Below are 16,020 nucleotides of genomic sequence, written 5' to 3'. Positions count from 1 at the left end.
AAATTTTCAATAAGGAATATTACCTTTTCTTAATTTCAAAACAACATGTTGAATTTGTGGCAAGAGTAGCAAAGCAACAATTACAAAAATCACACCTGTTAACATCAAATCATAATAATCTCTAGTAGCACGAGCTAATATCTGATGACCTATCATTTGATTAAAATAGCCTGTGGATACTGCTTTGGAAGTATAGATATCACTTCCTGCATTCACATATTGATTTTGAATATCCATTAAGGTAGTTTGCAATTGAGGGTTGGTTTCTGTGAGTGATTCCCGAATCTTTTCCCGAACCCCGGATTTTGCAAACAATTGGAGTTCGTTGTTCAGTGCCAGACTAGTTGTAAAACCTGTAAACCTGGCCAGTATACCCCAAAGCGATGCATTGATGGCGATTTTGGGAGGTGCTGATGAAGTGGTAAATGAAACTATAGGAACAAATAAGACTCCTGTTGCTACACCATAAATAAACATTGGAAAGATGAAATCAACTGTCTCGCCCTGCACAGAAACAAAAAGTATCATATAAGCATAATAAACCCCCATTATTCCAAAGCCAACAATAATCATCCTGATTAAGTTGTAACCCATCAGTATAAATCTGGAAATAACGAACATACTCACTATTGTTCCTAAAATGACAGCCGTCCATATAGGAATGATGCTCAGTGGATCATTTCCTAAAATTACTTCAAGGTAACCATAGGCTAGTCCTGTGCTTCCCTTAAAAATATAAAATGTAAAAAGCAGTAATAGCCCAATCACAAAATTCTTGGTCTTGAAAATTTGTAAGTTGATCAATGGTCTTTTTAGTTTTAATTCTCTAAGAACAAAAAGTGAAAGAATAGTTAGATTAACTATAGTAAATGTAATGATTAACGAACTGCCGAACCATCCCAGTTGTCGCCCATATACAAGGATGTATCCCAGGATTAAGATAAAAGATACATAAAACAAATAACCTATCCAATCCACCTGATAAAGTGGTATTTTTTTGGTAAACCGGGCCTTACTGTTCATGGTTAGCAATATAGTAACTGTTAGCATGATGAGTATGATAATAAACCCGTAGAATAACCAGTTGAAATCAAAAAAATAAATGACCACGCCGCTAAAAATAGAATAAAATGGAACGGCAATCTGTATACTGCCATATAGCAAGCTAAAGGCAATCACTCGGCCTCGGACAGACTGCAATCTTGGGAATATAAGTTGTAATACGATGCCTGACATTAATGCACAGGTAATTCCTTGAAAAAACTGGCAAATAACAAACAACATCCAATCCTTAAAGTGAAAACAGAGCACAGAACATAGTACATTTACGGCTATAGCAATCAATAAATATTTCCGAGGTGTAAAATATTTTACGATACGAAAATCAAGTGCCAGGAAAGCTACAGTAGAACCATAAATAACGACCATACCATATTGTACATCGGTAGACTGTATCCCGTAAAAACCCATTGCTGCAACTGGATTGCCGTAAAAAGCGAAGCTAAACAAGCAGGCCATCAGAATGGCAAATATGACGGATCTCGCCACCCATTCCGATACCCAGGATTTAAAAACCGGTATTTTGTGTGCTTGCATCATTTATCTTTTAAAACGTAAACATTGGCATTCATTCCGGCAGAGAGTTTTCCCAATTTTTCAGGCTTATCAGTCAGTTTAATTCTTACAGGAATCCGTTGGATGATTTTAACAAAATTACCTGTAGCATTATCTGGTGGAAGTAGTGAATAACGCGAACCTGTGGTTGGCGAAAGTGATTCAATGGTACCATTGAACTTTTCATTTGGAAAAGCATCAACTTCTATGGATACCAGTTGCCCGGTTTTGAAGTCGCTAATCTGTGTTTCTTTAAAATTTGCAATCACCCACTTTTCCTCGGCTGTGTTCACCAAAAAAGCTAATGTTTGCCCAGGTTGTATCAGTTGACCTTCCTGAATGGTCTTTTTACCGATTTGTCCATCAAATGGTGCAGTGATAACCGTATATCGAATGTCCAGTTCCTGTCTTTGAAGAAGTGTTTCTTTGATTTTTATCTCCGCCTGTATTGCATGATGTTGTGCTCTAAAATCATTCAATTTGGATTCGGCTACTTGTAAAGAAGCTTCAGCCTGATCATAATCTGATTGTGCAATGGCTAAAGAAGCACTGATGTTGTCGAATTTTTGTTGTGTGGTAGATTCGTCCGACAGTAGATTTTTATAACGTTCAAACTCTCTTTGCTGTTGGCTCAATCTCGCTTTAGCTCCTGCTAATTGAGCTTTTATAACCTCAATACTTTTAAGTTGAGTTTCTTCATTCGCGGATAAAATCGGTAATTTGGCGTTTGAACTCATGAGTTCTGCTGATGCAGCATCTCTTTTAAGTCCATACTCGTCTAATTCAATGACTACTAGCGTATCACCTTTTTTAACAACTTTATTGTCCTTGTAATATATTTTGCTGATATAGCCACCCACTTTTGTGTTTATCGGTGATAGGTAAACATCCACCTGTGCATCATTAGTCTGTTCATAGCGATATCCTTTTAGGAAATAGATAGTGCACCTAATAATGATCCCTACGAATAATGCAATTCCAAACCATTTGGTTAGGGTTACAACAATTTTATCTGTTTTATTTTTGTTCATCATAGTTGTATTAAAGAATTCCTATAATTGCCAATAGTTTGATATGGGTTACTTTTACGTTTACCTGTGCTGTTGTCAGATTGAATTTTGACTTCAGTAAAGCGTTTTCCGCTTCTAAGAGATCTGTCAGTAGTGATTCCTGATTTAAGTAGCTGCTTCTGATCACACGAACGGTTTCGGTAGTTTTAATAATATTTTGTTTTGCTGTTTCGACAGTTTCCAAAGCCTGCTGTTGCTGCAAATAGGTTTCTTTTACCTGAAGAGATATTTCGTCCCTCTTCATCTCTGCTTTTTCTTTAGCCTGATTGCTGGCAACCTGAGCACGAGCAATGGTATGCTTACTTTTGTAAAGATTATCAATAGAATACTGTACCTTAATTCCTGTCTGACCAAATGCCCACAAATCATTTGAATACGGATAAAAGGAAATCTGCGGATAAGTATAATTGTAATTGGAGTACAGGGAAACTTTGGGCAATAGCGTAGCTTTCACTTGTTTTAGGTTCAGTTCACTCCATTTAATATCGCTGCCAACCATTTTATATTCCGGAGATCTGTTAAAAGCGATGTCTACATAATCGTTGTAGTCACCACCTGTAATGCCGCTTAATTCAATTGTATCTTGGTATCTGATTGCCAGCTCCAGATCATTTTCATGTCCCATCAGTATATTCAGGCGTTGTTTGGCTATTTCAATCTTTTTGCTAACATCGGAAAGACTAAGTTCCAGTTCAGACAATTTCACCGAGGTTCGCAGTACATCACTCTTTAGAACAGTACCGTTTTTATGCAGACTTTCTATTAATCTCGACTGCTTTTTTTCTGCTTCAATCTCCGCATTAATAAAGTCATAGAAATGTAAAAACTTATACAAATCAAAATAAGCAATTGCTACATTATATTTTACGCTATGCTTTTGCAGATCCAGTTCATATTGTTTTCGCGTCTCCTCTTCCTTTCTTAGAGTGATGTTCCTTTTGTCTTTACCACCATTGTAGAGGTTAAAGTTAAAGTTGTAACCCACTCCGTATCCATAGCCTTTTACAGGCACATCCTGCGGAGAAGAGAATAACCCATTGTCATAGATAAGAAATTTGGAATTGAGTTTTACGTCTCCACCAACCGATAGCTCCGGTAGCAAACGGTCTCTGGCTTCCAATATTTCTATTTTACTTTGCTGATAGTTTAGATCGGAAAGTTTCAGTTGCCGGCTATTTATTTCTGCAACTTTCCATATTTCTTCCAAACTTAAAGCCTGGGCTTTTTTGGTATGCTGGGCATAAATGGATGATGCAATCAACTGAAACAGTATTCCCAAAATCTGAGCTGTTTTATATTGTTTCATTAGTTTCGTTTTTATAAATACTTGGTTTCTTTCTTTTTTCCAGCCATTGTATTAGCAGATTTTTCAACTCAACAAAAGCAAATCTTAAATCTATCTCTGACATAAAGGGGCCCGAATATCTACAAGCCTGCCAGTAGATGCTATCTTTATCACTTTCTTCTTTATCAGTTGATTGATGTTCAGATTTTTTGGTTTTCGATTCAGGCTCAAAATCTTTGTCAGGTTTAATAATGTTATTTTCCATAACGATTTCTCTCTCAGTAACACAACAAAATTACCTAACATACCAAGCTATCATTATATATAATTAGCCTAATATTTGTTATATTTGGCCAAATGAAAATTCTGAGTGAATTAATAAAGATTGTGGATCAAAATCCCGATTCCATCGTTGTAATGAGGCAACAGACGGAGCAGCGCCTGCCTGCTCATCGGCATGATAAGGCTCAGTTACTATTGGTTTATGGCGGGATTGCTTATTTGCAGACAGACGAAAAGGATTTTTATATTCCGTCAAATCATTACATTTGGATACCCAAAAATTATCCTCACAACCTGATGTTTAATACACAGGATCTGTATATCATTAATATTTACTTTCCTAACAAGACAACAGCTGGTTTTTATGATGAACTGGGTATTTATCCTGTAAGTAATCTTCTTGCAGAAATGCTCTCATTTAGTGAGAAATGGCAAGGAAATTATTTTAAAGGCTCGTGGAAATTTGAATTTTTATTAACTCTTAAAAGCGTGTTATCAAAGGAAAATCTTAAAAAATTCTCCATCCAGCTTCCTACTACAAACGATAAACGGCTCAATGCAATTATCGACAGCTTTAGAGACAGGTTAAATGAAAATCTAAATTTAGATATTATTGCTGAGCAATCGGGAATGAGTGTGCGTAGCCTGACAAGGTTATTTCAAACGAAATTGCATATAACTTTTGTTCAATACGTAAAGATGCTGCGTATTATCCGGGCGCTGGAATTGATTAAGGATACAGATTTAAACATGACGGAGATAGCCTATGAAATTGGTTATTCGAATATATCTGCTTTTAGCAATAACTTTCAGCAACTGACAAATATGAGACCTACGGAGTTTAAAACGAAATGAGCAGTACAATGATAGTTGTATTAACTATATCCGTGATGCTGTCCGCACCATAGAACTCAATCAGTTCCTTAGTAAGTTGCTGAAGGAAGACAAGATAGGCAGTTGACCAATTCCGGGAGATTGGATCCAGCGATATCCAGGATAATGGCCGCACCAGAAACTGTTATCGTCCCTGGAGCTACTAAAGAGATATAGATGTAGAGAATAAAAAACAGGGAAGTTTACCATGGGAAAAACAAAATCTTAAAAAATAAAACCACAGTTAACCAGGCTTGTCAAAAGCGAGGCTGAGCGCCTTCGATTGAGCATATGGGTAAGGATTATATAAATATAGATCAACAGATGTGTTAGGTTAATTCCGTATGATTTTTATAGTATGCCAAAACGGTTGTAGATTGCTGAATGTTTGGTGTGTTTTTATAGTAGCAATTTGTTAATTATATATTTAAATAAATTAGTTATAATGCTTATATAACTAAAATATTTTCAAAAAACAAATATCAGTACGGCAGAATTTAAGAAATAATACTGGACTTTCAGGAGAGAATTTTGTAGCAGCAGAACTGCTTATAAGAGGATTTAGTGTAGGAATTACAATGGGAATGCGAAATCAATCAATATTCTTGTAGAAAGATATGATCAATAATTATTATTTAAGTTAAAGGAATTTACAAAGAGTATAGATGGCCATTAATGAAGGATAAAATAGATCTGAATCATGATTATATATTTGTAAATCTTAATGCAGATCAAAAAGCATTTCCCGATTTTTATACTGCACATGTAAATAGGCATATGATAATGTAAACAGTATTCAACGAGAGGCATCGTGAACCTTTAACCGTTAAATGGTGATGAATTGTTAAGTAATTGGAATAAGCTTCAAGTGAACTCTTTCTAAAATCTCAAAAAACGATTGATTGTATTGTCGAATAAAGGAAAACTGATAACATGTAAATTACCAGTTTTTTTTGCCAAATGAGAGTATACTATTTTTTAGGTATTATTTTATAGGTTGGATCTTCATGAAGATTTACTTCTATAAAGCCGCTGGCATTATCTAGTAATTGAATACAGTCTGTACTAAGATGCTTTAAAACAACTTTTTTACCTTGTGATTTATATTTGTCTGTCACCTTCTTCAAGGCCTCAATAGCAGACATATCGACTATACGGGATTCTTTGAAATCAATAATTATTTTCTCCGGGTCATCCAGGACATCAAATTTATCAGTAAAGGCTGTGGTGCTGCCAAAAAATAATGGTCCGTAAATTTCGTAAATTTTACTTCCGTTTTGATCTGTTGATTTTCTCGCACGAATTCTTTTCGCATTATCCCAGGCAAAAACCAAAGCAGATATAATAACACCTATCAGGACGGCCAAGGCAAGATTATGTAGCAAGACAGTAATAATAGCTACGAGCATGCCCACAAAAATATCTGATTTAGGCATTTTTGTGATGATGCGAAAAGAAACCCATTCAAAAGTACCTATCGCTACCATCATCATTACACCTACCAAAGCGGCCATTGGTATTTGCTCGATAACAGGACTTCCCACCAGGATTATAGTTAAAATAGCCAAAGAGCCGATTATTGCAGAAATCCTGGTTCTGGCACCAGCATCAATATTAACCAGCGTTTGTGCTACCATGGCACAACCTCCCATTCCTCCGAAAAATCCATTAGCAATGTTAGCAACACCTTGGGCGCATGCTTCCTTGTTGGAGTTTCCTTTTGTATTGGTAATTTCATCTACCATATTCAAGGTCAGTAAAGATTCTATCATTCCGACCCCTGCCATAATTAAGGCATAAGGAAAAATGATTTTTAAAGTTTCTAAAGTAAATGGAATTCTCGGGATATGAAAAGATGGCAGAGAACCACTAACCGATGCAATATCAAGCACTTTTCTGGTGTCAATACCGAGAAAATATACCAGTCCGAAAACTACAATGATGGCAACCAGTGATGAAGGCACAGCCTTAGTGATCTTCGGAAAGAAAAAGACGATTGCAATGGTTAAAAGGGTTAATCCGGCCATAATATAGAGGGCAGAACCTTCCATCCAGGAACTGATTCCATTTTCCATTACCTTGAACTGGTTTACCTGTGCCATAAAGATGATCACCGCAAGACCATTTAAAAAACCATACATCACAGGCTGTGGGATCAGTCTTACGAACTTACCTAGTTTCAGTACACCGACACAGAGTTGGATTATTCCTGCCATGATAACGGCCGCAAAAAGATATTCAACTCCATGAGAAGAAGCAAGGGCAATAAGGACAACTACTGTGGCACCTGCACCTCCTGAGACCATGCCCGGCCGTCCTCCAATAAGTGCTGTGACAATTCCCATTAAGAATGCAGCATAGAGACCGGTCAGCGGGGACAGGCCTGCCAGGATTGCAAAAGAAAGCGACTCCGGTATCATAGTCATAGCAACCGTTAGTCCTGCTAAAATTTCATTTTTAATATTAATATTTTGTAATCGAAAACCAGAAGAAGTATTTTCCATAATTATAATCTGCATTTTATCCCATAACAGAATAAGGGATATTGTTTTAAAATTTATTGTTGAATGTATAAGAAAAATTATCCAAAAGGAATTTTTGGATATTATATAAAAGTGAGCCTGTTAAATCAAGGCGGTGTAACTTGAGAAGATATAGTTTTGAATAAATTCATAAGAATAATGCAAAAATAATCTTTTAAGGTAAAAGAGGCAAAATTTAAGCAATAAATTATCTGCTCTTGAGAGTTCATTTGTCATAAATTAATATTGATTTAAATTTAATTTATAAACTTAAGAGAGTAAATCTTAAAAAAATAAGGGAAATCTATGATAATAAATATAATTTAGGTATTTAGTGTAAGTATTTTCAATTATAGCAATTCGATTAATAAAATGTTAAAAGATTAATTAATTGATTAGCAATATCATAAAGATGATTAAAGTTCAAAAATTTGATTTTTTGTAAGTTAGCTTGTTAATTCTAAAAATTTACTATGTTTAGCATTAACGATGAGACTAGCGCAATTTATGATTGGACACTAAATCTTTCAAAATCAATAGGACTTAATGACCAGGCCGCACAAATAAGCACAGTGTGTATTCTGCTGATTTCATTGCTGTTATTTATTTTACTGGTTGATTATATTCTCCGTTTTTTTTTGCACTCTACGCTCCTTCAACTTATCCGGAAAACAAATGATCAGTGGGGAAATTATCTGGTTCAAAATAAAATATTAACCTATTTAACGAGGTTAATCCTTGCAGCAGTCACGCAACAGCTTATTCCGATTATTTTCAACGGCTTTCCGTCGTTCAATAGTCTGCTTTATAAAATTCTCAGCGTACTTATTTTATTCTTTCTTTTTAAATTATTAAACGGTCTTCTAAAAACGGGAAGGGATGTTTTACGAATGAGCAAGGCATTTGCTAACAAACCAGTTGATAGCTATCTTCAGGTACTACAGATACTTCTGATTTTTATTTTAATCACCCTTACGGTTTCAATATTTACGGGAAGCTCACCATGGTCTTTCCTTGTATCACTGGGAGCTGCTTCAGCTGTCCTGATGTTGGTATTTAAAGATACAATTTTAGGATTTGTTGCAAGCATACAGGTTTCGGCAAATGACTCTGTAAGGGTAGGTGACTGGATAGAAATGCCAAAATATGGCGTAGATGGTGATATTCTTGAGATTAATTTAAATAATGTCAGAGTACAAAACTTCGATAAAACCATTGTAACGATTCCGACGTATACGCTTTTAAGTGATTCTTTCAAAAATTACCGAGGGATGTAGGACACTGGTGGTAGGCGTCTTAAGAGAGCAATAAATATAAAAATTTCCACCATTCGATATCTTGAGGATGTAGATATTTTAGAACTAAAAAAAATTGCGTTACTGAATTCATTTATTGAAGAACGAGAACAGCAGATAAAAGAATATAATTCGCAGCATAATTTTGATACTAATATAAAGGTTAATGGAAGAAGAATGACAAACATCGGCCTCTTTAGAAAGTACATTACGTTCTTTTCTAAAAGCAATCCCGATGTGAATCAAGAAATGACTTTAATGGTCAGACAGTTACCTTCCACTTCGAAAGGTCTTCCCCTTGAGTTGTATATGTTTACCAATGGAACGAACTGGGTCTTCTACGAGGATACCATGTCTGATATCTTTGACCATCTCTTTGCGGCCATTCATTATTTTGATTTAGAAATATTTGAAGAACCATCTTCTGATGATCTAAGAAGTTTAATCCAAATGAAAATACTTGACAACAATTAGCTCTATAAGAACTCTTTATTATCTTGCTTCTGATACCTTCGCAATCCAATCAGAAGTTTAATTTTTATCAACGCTACAAAAGTAAATCGCAAAATTCTGCTAAGCTTTAATGTCAAATTAATCCAAAAAAACTTACAAGATATTGCAGATCAGGAGAGATCTGCGCTTCTTTTTTTCAGGTAGTCTTTTACATACAAATCATTCACCAGAACAAAGATGATAGCCAGTAGCGGCGTGGCCATAAAAAGTCCAAGCCCGCCCAGGAAAATCCCTAAGAATACCTGCCATGCCAACGTAAGGGCTGGTGGAAGATCGACTGCCTTCTTATTAATGTACGGCGTAATAAGATAGCTCTCCAAGGTCTGAACAATCATGTAAAGCACAGCTGCATAAAGGGCCTGTTCGGGACTTTTTACCAAGCCGATCAGCATGGCCGGCACCATAGCAATGATCGGACCGATATTAGGAATGAATGTAAGAACCATGGCAATTAGTGAAAGAACAAGCGGTATCGGAAAATCTAAGACGATAAGCCCAATATAGGTAAGCACGCCGACCACTCCCATTGACAGGAATTTCCCTTTGAGCCAGTTAGCCAGGGTTTCATAACATTTGTGAATCAGTTTATCCGCTTTTCGTACTGCCCGGGCTGGAATCAGATATAGCAAACCTTTTTTATACAGATGCGGATCTGCGGCAAAGAATAGCGCAATAACCAGCACAACAAAAATATTGGCAAACGATGATATAGTAGCTGAAAATATAGCAGTGGCACTGTTTACGATGTCTTTTTTATTTCCCTTTACGATACCGCCTTGATCTTCAATGTTTTTCAGCAGGTCTTTACCCCAGGAAGTTTGGGATAAATGTTCTCTAAGTTTATTTATTGACTGCGGAATTTCTTTCTGCATTTGTGCTGCCTGTTCGTTGAGCGAAGGATAGATCAGAAATCCGGTTCCGACGGTGATGATAACGATCAGCAAAACGGAAATGGTAAGTGCCAAGCCATACTTTATTTTCAGCCAGCTTTTTATTTTTACGGCGATTGAAATCAGAAATACAGCCAAAACAACCGAGGCAAAAAGCATGAAAAAGAAATCAATACCAAATGCGATTAACAGGACGGCAATGACCAAGGAAATTACAAGAATACAGCGTTGAGTAAATGTTTTAAAATCCAAAATGCAGTTTTTTATATTGATATGATAAAATATGAGGTGCTTGTAAAATAACCGTTAGAGATTATTACTTATACATCTATTGCAAACCATTCAGGATCCCTTAAAAATTAAATATCCAAATTTTATTCTATTGAATTTATAGATTATACCCATGCAATTTTACATCACATAAGCGGGAGAAAATGATTCAAAATCATCATTAAAATACCTGCGGGTATGTACAATTACCATGCCCCATGAAATTATGAACAGATAAACTGGCAATAAATAATAAAATTTTGATCTTTAAAAGTGATGAATAAATTATAAATATTCTCCAAAGGATAATCTGTGTAAGAGCTTAAAAATTGTATATTTAGAATAGGTATAATTAATTTATATCAAGAATTATGATTGATTTTGAAAAAGCCTTTCACTTAATAAATTAAAAATTAGAATTGTGGTTTCGGGCATTGGTAAAGATTTTACCGAATTTAGCTGTGGCTATTATCGTTGTTCTTATTGGACTTTATATCTCAAAATGGCTTCGGGAAATATCTAAGAAACTGATTTCAAAGTTTACGGAGAATATTACAATCACACGATTATTTTCCACCTTTATTCATCTTTTTCATTTGGAATAATCATTTTTACAGCATTGAGTATTTTGAAATTAGACAAAGCGGTAACCTCAATTCTTGCCGGAGCTGGAATCGTTGGTTCGGCGTTGGCTTTTGCTTTCCAGGATATTGCAGCAAATTTTATATCCGGAATTTTTATTTCATTTTGGCACCCATTGAAAGTTGGAGATATTGTTTCGATTAAGGGCTATATGGGTAAAGTGAAAGAAGTTAATCTCAGGGATATCATCATTCTCACTTTTCAGGGTAAAATGGTTATCATTCCAAATAAAGATGTCTTTCAGAATCCGATCGAAAATTATTCGATCCTGGGAAAAAGAAGAATAGACCTGGAAGTTGGAGTATCGTATAATGACGATTTGGAGAAAGCCGCACAATTGGCCATTGATGCCGTTAAAGATATTGAAGGCCTCTCATCTGAGGATGAAGTTACTTTATTTTACAAGGAATTTGGAGAAAGTTCGATTAACTTTACGATTCGTATCTGGTACAGTTCCTCCGAGCAGCCGCAGTATTTGAAAGTAGGGCATCTCGCAATCATTGCTATAAAGAAATCCTTTGATCAGAATAATATTACAATTCCTTTTCCAATACGGACTTTAGATGTTTCCTGGCCGGAGAATATTCATTAAAACTTTAAAAGCAGTCAAAGCACAAAAATTTAAATAGGCTATTTCATAAGAAATAGCCTATTTTAAATTGGGAAAAAAATTACTCTAAATGATAATTAAAATAAAAGTTATATTTTTTGGAATATAATGTTCTTATCAAAAAGATAATAATGTCGTCTTCAATAACCATTTGCCAGCGAAACATGGAAGAATTTACTACTGCGCTGAATATCGCGCGGTGCTTTCGTCCAAGCGAACCAGTGCTGTGGGGGATAAGTAGCTTTGGATTACTCCGTAAATCGGGAAAGATCAGCTACGTATAATTTGATGATAATGATTATCTTCAGTCTGCTGACAGCCAGTCCGGAAAAAACCGGAGTCGAAAGGTATGGTACCGAATAGCAGGCCATATTTCCATGGGAAAAATGACCTGTTCAATGATATTCCTTCCTGGCTTAAGAAGTTAGAAGATGCTGTTTTCAGGCAGCCATAACTTGAAACAGACAGAATTATTTTTAGAACAAATTGTTGAACAGAATTTGCAGCAGGATATCGTACTCTACTGCATCTGATCGGTTTTTTTGAACTTTTTCATCACCGTTGTTGCGGATAAACCATGTATGATGATGGACAATAATATGGTTAAGGAGACGATAGCCCACAGCTCATCCTTATACTCGAAATTGAATTTGCTGAAAGCAAAAGAAAGATAAAAAATTGATCCTAACCCTTTGATTCCGAAAAAACCCACTGCCCATTTTTCTTTCGGGCTCATGTTGGATTTTGATAATGCCAGCCGTCCTGACAGCGGCCGGATCAGCAATAGGAACACGGCTGAAAACAGGAACATCGGTAAGGTTATCGGCTTTAAAATACCTGATGCTATCGCACCTCCGAACAATATCATCAGTAAGCTCAGCAGCAATCTTTCAATCTGGTCTGTAAAGGAGTGTAGTTCCTGATGGTAACGATGGTCTTTTTCGTAATGCCGCAAGGTAATGCTGCAGATAAATACGGATATAAACCCGTAACCGCACGCAAATTCCGTAAGTCCGTAGACCAGCAGGGTTACAGCAATGGCAAGGAAACCGTCCCTGGTCGATACTACACCTGATTGTCCCGATAGCCTAAACAATATAAATCCGATAGCCTTACCACATAAAAAACCCATTACAACTCCTGCTGCTATTCTGTACAGGACATCAAACGCAAACCATTCCACAAAACTGACCTTAGTACCCGCCAACAGCAAACCGATAGAGATGGCAAGCCAGGTAAAAGGGAATGAGACTCCATCATTCAGGCCTGCCTCAGAGGTAAGTGTGAATTTGACTTCCGACATTTCTTTATCGTTAGGAGGTCCTACCTGAACATCCGAAGCCAGTACCGGATCTGTTGGAGCCAGTGCTGCACCAAGTAATGTGGCCGAAGCTATACCCAGCCCCAAAAAGTAATAGCCCATAACGGCTGCAGCAGCAATACAGAACAACATGGTAATACCGATCAGCTTCAACGGAGCTGACCATGATTTAAAAGAAAAGGCACGGTCTATTTTGATTCCCGTCCCCATTAAAGAAATAATGACAATCAATTCAGTAAGATGAAGAGTCAGATTTTCGTTGTCATCAGGAAGAGGATCCGGAAGGTATTGGGGAACAGCCAGATAGAGCAGGACGCCTGCAATAACGTACAATAAAGAATAGGATATTCCTGTTTTTTTTGAGAACCCCGGCATCCAGGCCATAAGAGTTGTTGCTGCACCTATTATCGTTATACTAAGTAAATATTGATCCATACATGTATCATTTTTTTCTCTTCAATGCATATTGTATGATATTACAGATACAGATAACGGCTACCATACGGGCACTTTCCCTGCTATGGCAAATATCCCGCCAGAAGTCGGTCCGGAAGCCCGCCAGAGTTAAATTAAAAGCCTTGCATCTGCACGATAGCAAATGTTCGGCATTATTAATGCTTATACCCATTTCAATAATTTTAGATCTGCTGATTTGTACAATGATTTTACCGGTCAATTTTCATGATAAATAATGGTACACTTTTACAGCATTTTTATTGTTTTTAAGTAACTTTATGAAATGAACATCCCACAAAACACAAAAATCAGAACCACTCTTAAAAAAGGGATTACTATTCCCAGCCTGATCTTCATTATAGGCATATGCATGATATCGGCAATATTTCCAAAGCTTACCAATGGCCTCTTAACGGTTGTTAAGAGCTTTATCTTTGTTAATCTCAACTGGGTGTACATCTGGGCCGTAACCATTTTCGTTATATTCCTGGTGTATATTATGATAAGCAGTTACGGTAATATCCGGCTGGGCAGAAATGACAGTAAACCTGAATACTCATTTTTCTCATGGCTTTCCATGCTTTTTGCAGCAGGAATGGGGATCGGACTGATGTACTTCAGCGTAGCTGAGCCGATGCAGCATTACTCAAATGAAATATTTGCCTATAAATCTCCTGTGCAACGCGTTCAGAATGCACAGCTGTATACTTTCTTCCATTGGGGAATCCATGCATGGGCAATTTATGGGGTAGTAGGTCTAGCACTGGCCTATTTTTCCTACCGCTACCGGCTGCCATTGTCTCTGAGAAGCTGTTTTTATCCGTTGCTGAAAGATAAGATTAAAGGGAAATGGGGAAACGTGATTGACATTTTTGCCTTGTGCAGTACTTTCTTCGGGATTACCACAACACTTGGATTCGGTGTTGTTCAGATCAATTCCGGACTTGTTACCCTTAATATTCTGCCGGAAACCAGCTTTATTTATCAGGTACTTATCGTTAGTATTCTAGTTTCGCTCGCTATATTTTCGGCCGTGTCGGGGCTGGATAAAGGCGTAAAAATCCTGAGCAACATCAATATTATTGCAGTTATTGTCCTGCTGCTTTTTGTTTTGGTTCTCGGACCTACTGTCTACCTAATAGGAAGCTTTACCGAAGGCATAGGGACCTACATCAATAGCTTTTTCAGCCTTACATTCAATACGCACGTTTATGAGGAAAATACCCAGACCTGGTTTTATGACTGGACCATCCTGTACTGGGCTTGGTGGATCTCATGGTCTCCTTATGTAGGACTGTTCATTGCAAGGATATCAAAGGGCAGGACTATACGGGAATTTGTTGCAGCGGTATTGATTTTACCGACGCTGTTTAATTTTATCTGGATGTCCGTGTTCGGGAATAGTGCTATATGGTTGGATATCAATGTGGCAGATGGGTTTCTTAGCTCTATGGCCAAAGATCCTGATGGGTTAATGTTTCAGTTCCTTGAATATCTTCCTTTTACAAAACTAGTCAGCTTCCTTGTGATTGGCATCATTATCATTTTCTTTGTCACATCAGCAGACAGCGGTATTTTCGTCATGAACAGTATTGCTACTAAAAATTCCAGGGTGTCTCCGCGATGGCAGACCATAGGCTGGGGAGTTCTTCTTGCGGTTCTTGCATTGATGCTGCTCAACGCCGGGGGTCTTGCTGCATTACAAAGCATGACTTTGATTACGGCACTGCCGTTTTCGGTCATTATGCTCTTGTTTATTGTCAGCCTTACCAAAGCACTCATGATTGACAAAAATTACTATGAAAAAGACTTCTCATCTGCCACCGTTCCATGGTCAGGAGAACACTGGAAGGAAAGGCTGAGACAGATGGCTTCATTTAATGATCAAGCTTCTACTGAAAAGTACATTGAGACAACCGTAAAACAGGCATTTGAGGAACTGGTAAATGAGTTTGCGGTCAACGGTATCGAAGCTAAGATCAATTCAAATGAAAGTCCGCAAAAAATAGAAATTGAGATCAGGTATGATGTGATCAATAATTTTATTTACGGGGTAAAAAGTGAAAGCAAGATTCTTTCAGACTACCTTCTGAATGAAGAAAATCTTCCCGGATCGGAAGAAAATATCATTTATTTTCCAAAGTCTTATTTCGGAGACACCAGGGAAGGATATGACGTAAAACTTTTTACTAAGAATGAGCTGATTTCAGATGTTCTGAAGCATTATGAGCGATTCATCGAAATCATATCAGAAGAAAAAAACACCCTGTTTATCAGTAGCGATTCCAATCACAGGTTCAGGTAAATGATTCAGCGCCAGCTGTCTGAATCGGGATCCCTTACTAGCTATTGCTAAAAATGTAACATCGGGCTTTTC

12 protein-coding genes are annotated in these 16,020 nt (G+C 36.9%); 5 read left to right on the top strand and 7 right to left on the bottom strand.

The window, feature by feature from the left end:
- Positions 1 to 6: 6 nt before the first annotated feature.
- Genes CGB83_RS04105 through CGB83_RS04090 form a run of 4 tightly spaced genes read right to left on the bottom strand, consistent with a single transcriptional unit; the run spans position 7 to position 4,234 of the window.
- On the bottom strand, positions 7 to 1,599 hold the full coding sequence (locus tag CGB83_RS04105; RefSeq protein WP_100074654.1) for an MFS transporter: 1,593 nt from the start codon (positions 1,597 to 1,599) through the stop codon (positions 7 to 9).
- Positions 1,596 to 2,648 (bottom strand): HlyD family secretion protein, encoded by a 1,053-nt coding sequence (locus CGB83_RS04100; RefSeq protein ID WP_228420087.1) that lies wholly within the window; start codon positions 2,646 to 2,648, stop codon positions 1,596 to 1,598. Before CGB83_RS04100 ends, CGB83_RS04105 begins: the two co-directional genes overlap by 4 nt.
- Positions 2,649 to 2,655: 7 nt before the next feature.
- On the bottom strand, positions 2,656 to 3,990 hold the full coding sequence (locus CGB83_RS04095) for a TolC family protein (protein ID WP_100074653.1): 1,335 nt from the start codon (positions 3,988 to 3,990) through the stop codon (positions 2,656 to 2,658).
- Entirely contained in the window at positions 3,977 to 4,234 is a 258-nt protein-coding gene (locus CGB83_RS04090) for a hypothetical protein (RefSeq protein WP_100074652.1), read from the bottom strand. The genes CGB83_RS04095 and CGB83_RS04090 overlap by 14 nt, the downstream gene beginning before the upstream one ends.
- Positions 4,235 to 4,326: 92 nt before the next feature.
- Between CGB83_RS04090 and CGB83_RS04085 the strand changes: the two genes are divergently transcribed.
- Positions 4,327 to 5,106 (top strand): helix-turn-helix transcriptional regulator, encoded by a 780-nt coding sequence (locus CGB83_RS04085; RefSeq protein ID WP_100074651.1) that lies wholly within the window; start codon positions 4,327 to 4,329, stop codon positions 5,104 to 5,106.
- A 989-nt stretch (positions 5,107 to 6,095) separates the two neighbouring features.
- Here CGB83_RS04085 and CGB83_RS04080 read toward each other — a convergent pair.
- Positions 6,096 to 7,628 carry a SulP family inorganic anion transporter gene (locus CGB83_RS04080; RefSeq protein ID WP_100077483.1) on the bottom strand — a complete coding sequence of 511 codons (1,533 nt, stop codon included), beginning with the start codon at positions 7,626 to 7,628 and terminating at the stop codon, positions 6,096 to 6,098.
- Positions 7,629 to 8,119: 491 nt separating this feature from the next.
- On the opposite strand from CGB83_RS04080, the gene CGB83_RS20640 reads away from it, so the two are divergent.
- The gene (locus tag CGB83_RS20640) at positions 8,120 to 8,923 is read left to right on the top strand and encodes a mechanosensitive ion channel family protein (RefSeq protein WP_100074650.1); all 804 of its coding nucleotides are present in this window, start codon (positions 8,120 to 8,122) and stop codon (positions 8,921 to 8,923) included.
- Between the two features lie 641 nt (positions 8,924 to 9,564).
- On the opposite strand, the gene CGB83_RS04065 is transcribed toward CGB83_RS20640, so the two are convergent.
- The gene (locus CGB83_RS04065; protein WP_157761301.1) at positions 9,565 to 10,596 is read right to left on the bottom strand and encodes an AI-2E family transporter; all 1,032 of its coding nucleotides are present in this window, start codon (positions 10,594 to 10,596) and stop codon (positions 9,565 to 9,567) included.
- A gap of 479 nt (positions 10,597 to 11,075) precedes the next feature.
- On the opposite strand from CGB83_RS04065, the gene CGB83_RS20700 reads away from it, so the two are divergent.
- Both CGB83_RS20700 and CGB83_RS04060 read left to right on the top strand, forming a co-directional pair.
- Positions 11,076 to 11,219, top strand: coding sequence for a hypothetical protein (locus CGB83_RS20700; RefSeq protein ID WP_418219571.1), 144 nt, complete (start codon positions 11,076 to 11,078; stop codon positions 11,217 to 11,219).
- Positions 11,220 to 11,242: 23 nt separating this feature from the next.
- Positions 11,243 to 11,848, top strand: a complete 606-nt coding sequence (locus CGB83_RS04060) for a mechanosensitive ion channel family protein (protein ID WP_236847215.1) — start codon at positions 11,243 to 11,245, stop codon at positions 11,846 to 11,848.
- A 538-nt stretch (positions 11,849 to 12,386) separates the two neighbouring features.
- Here CGB83_RS04060 and CGB83_RS04055 read toward each other — a convergent pair.
- Complete coding sequence (locus CGB83_RS04055) at positions 12,387 to 13,622, bottom strand: cation:proton antiporter (RefSeq protein WP_100074647.1); 1,236 nt, start codon at positions 13,620 to 13,622, stop codon at positions 12,387 to 12,389.
- 304 nt (positions 13,623 to 13,926) lie between these two features.
- On the opposite strand from CGB83_RS04055, the gene CGB83_RS04050 reads away from it, so the two are divergent.
- Positions 13,927 to 15,948 (top strand): BCCT family transporter, encoded by a 2,022-nt coding sequence (locus CGB83_RS04050; protein WP_100074646.1) that lies wholly within the window; start codon positions 13,927 to 13,929, stop codon positions 15,946 to 15,948.
- Positions 15,949 to 16,020 lie beyond the last annotated feature (72 nt).

The sequence above is a fragment of the Chryseobacterium camelliae genome (genome assembly GCF_002770595.1).
GTDB classification, from domain to species: Bacteria; Bacteroidota; Bacteroidia; order Flavobacteriales; family Weeksellaceae; genus Chryseobacterium; species Chryseobacterium camelliae.
The sequence above is the reverse complement of the archived record's forward strand: the minus strand, read 5'-3'. Positions and strand labels throughout refer to the sequence as shown.